The organism is uncultured Idiomarina sp., assembly GCF_964010655.1.
Lineage (GTDB): Bacteria > Pseudomonadota > Gammaproteobacteria > Enterobacterales > Alteromonadaceae > Idiomarina > Idiomarina baltica.
Genome location: NZ_CAXGLS010000093.1, coordinates 1 through 2,362 on the forward strand (window position 1 = coordinate 1; position 2,362 = coordinate 2,362).

A 2,362-nucleotide genomic window follows, 5' to 3' on the forward strand; every position below is an offset into this window, starting at 1 on the left:
TGTTGCTCCTATTTAGCCATTGCGCTTGCGGTTGCTCGCGCGGTTGTCCTACGCGTTCTCGCGCGTGTTGTCGGTTTGCAAATCTCAGCTTGCAACTTTGATAGAGTGTTTAACTTACGAACCGTGGCCCTTGTTTTCCTTACGGCTGCCTTGGTGACAAACGGCCCCTGATTTGTGAATCTCTTAAGCAAAATGTCGACAACAATGTCCTCTGTGAATCTCTTCTTTTTCACGCGGGAAAGGTATTCAGCCACCATGTCCAAATCGTTCATGTAGAAATCGGCGGCTTGTCGAGCTTCGCGCTGCAATTTACGAGTGATAATCAGCTTTGTCGGTTGCCCTGTTAAAAGGTCCATAATGACGGCTGCGCCAGCCCCTATGGCTGTTCCGACAGCACCGATGCCAGGGCGAATAAACGGTATTACGTTGGCCTGTTGAAACGATGCAGGCTGTATAAACGGGTTATTTCCCATTTGGGCTGTATTTAACATTGGCACGTCACTACCTCCTCTAAAATCAATCTCAATGTTCTGCGCTGGCCCCATTGGCATTTGCGGACCCATGTCTGATGGTACCGTCTGTGTTTGCGTTGGCTCTGCTCGATTAGACTGACGACTTAGTTCTTCCGACAATGTGTCACCAAATATTGACGCAGGTATGCCGAGTATTGATCCACCAGTTAATGTACCGACTGCGGCGCCTACGTTTGCGCCAATCGATCGACCTGTCGTTCGTTTTACTAATCTGCTCAATACGCTCATTTTTACCTCTCGACGTTATGCATGGGCATGACGTTAGCTTGTCGTTGAAGCTGTACCTCTTGCAATTTCGCTTCTAAATCCTCTTTCTGTTGAGTCCTTTTTAACCCATTGGTAATGTTTCGGGTCTTCATCGCCTGTCGCTTTAGAGTTTCGACATCCATCACGAGCTCGCTCAGCGACGACCAGTCTAAGTTCGCTAATTGCCTTTCTAACTTCGCAACGCGCGCGATCGCGCGTACGAGCAAAGCCACGGCGCAAAAACCCGTTAATATCGCAGCGCACAACCCAAAAAATACCGGACTCAAAGTAATCATAACTCAACTGTAAATTTGATTGCATAAATGACTTAACCATAATCTGGTTAACTTGACAATAGCGATAACGACGATAAAATGCATTCGCTCCTACGGGACGCATGGTAAAAAGCGTCCAGTCGCCGTGGAAGGACGGAACGAAGCTCCCGCGAAAGTGCAGTGACGGACTGTAAAAAGCTGGCAAAATGCCAGCTTAAAAGGAATCCACTTCGTGGATAAGTATTATAATTATTTGCTTATACAGGAAAACCGGACGGTTCGACCAATGTGCCATCACTTGTAGCAATTTGACGTATTGAACCAGCTATAGTGCTAGTACTGGTAGCACTCACATTAATCTTTTCGCCAGTATTTAAGAAAATCACTAGATCAAACGGTGTGTTAAAGAAGCTGTTAACGCCTAAACTTGCAGGTACAAACACCTGCTGCACAATTTTGGTTGTTGGCGTGGCGTCAATAAGGTTAATAGCCGCACGTTGTATGCTTCCGGTGTTGCTAACGACCGTGAAAGTGCCAGTGACTCGGTAAAAGCCCGGAACGGTAGCTATGTCCGCATTAGTATTAGCTGCTTCAAAAGCAGTTTGACTGCCAAACGCCAAGGCGTTTTGCAGTTCAAACGGGAGGGTACTGCCTTCAGCAGCTGCGCTAACATCGAAAACCGGTATAATTGTATTAGTTGCGCGTACTAATCCGCCGTAACCAGCCACCGATGGCAACTGGGTACGCAACAATGTTTCAATTGCTGGGCTTTGTACTTCGTAATTTTGTACCGGTTCGTTAGGCTGACTCATTGCTGTGACACGAAAACCTTGTACTTAAAAACCATAGTGCCGCCACTATCGTTTTTTACAACCAGCGACGGGATCGACGAGCCCGGCTGCGTGACCACCACTTCGTTCTCTTTGTAGGCTCCGTTATCTGCAAATGGTTGACCATCAACCAGCGCTCCAAGCGGAACGGTGTCTGCGTACACTGTATTACCGACAGCAAAAGTTTGATTAAGGTTTGCACCAGATGCTCCATTGTTGGCACTTACCGAAGCTAAATTTAATCTGATGGTGGTGCCTTGATTGACCTTATTGTAAGCGGTATCGGCAAACAAGTTGCTCGAACTGCTGCCAGCTGTCAGGCTAATGTTGTCTCCAAATGTTGGCATATGTTGCTCCTATTTAGCCATTGCGCTTGCGGTTGCTCGCGCGGTTGTTCTACGCGCCCTCGCGCGCGTTGTCGGTTTGCAAATCTCAGCTTGCAACTTCGTTAGAGTGTTTAACTTACGAACCGTCGCCC

4 protein-coding genes are annotated in these 2,362 nt (G+C 47.6%); all 4 read right to left on the reverse strand.

Going from position 1 to position 2,362, the window contains the following annotated elements; genetic code table 11:
• Nucleotides 1-8: 8 nt before the first annotated feature.
• Complete coding sequence (locus tag ABNS04_RS12405) at nucleotides 9-761, reverse strand: hypothetical protein (protein ID WP_348671604.1); 753 nt, start codon at nucleotides 759-761, stop codon at nucleotides 9-11.
• A 33-nt stretch (nucleotides 762-794) separates the two neighbouring features.
• Nucleotides 795-1,178, reverse strand: a complete 384-nt coding sequence (locus ABNS04_RS12410; RefSeq protein WP_348671605.1) for a hypothetical protein — start codon at nucleotides 1,176-1,178, stop codon at nucleotides 795-797.
• Nucleotides 1,179-1,311: 133 nt separating this feature from the next.
• Nucleotides 1,312-1,866, reverse strand: a complete 555-nt coding sequence (locus ABNS04_RS12415) for a hypothetical protein (protein WP_348671606.1) — start codon at nucleotides 1,864-1,866, stop codon at nucleotides 1,312-1,314.
• A complete protein-coding gene (locus ABNS04_RS12420; RefSeq protein WP_348671608.1) occupies nucleotides 1,863-2,231 on the reverse strand; it encodes a hypothetical protein in 369 nt (122 codons plus the stop codon). The genes ABNS04_RS12415 and ABNS04_RS12420 overlap by 4 nt, the downstream gene beginning before the upstream one ends.
• Nucleotides 2,232-2,362: the final 131 nt, after the last annotated feature.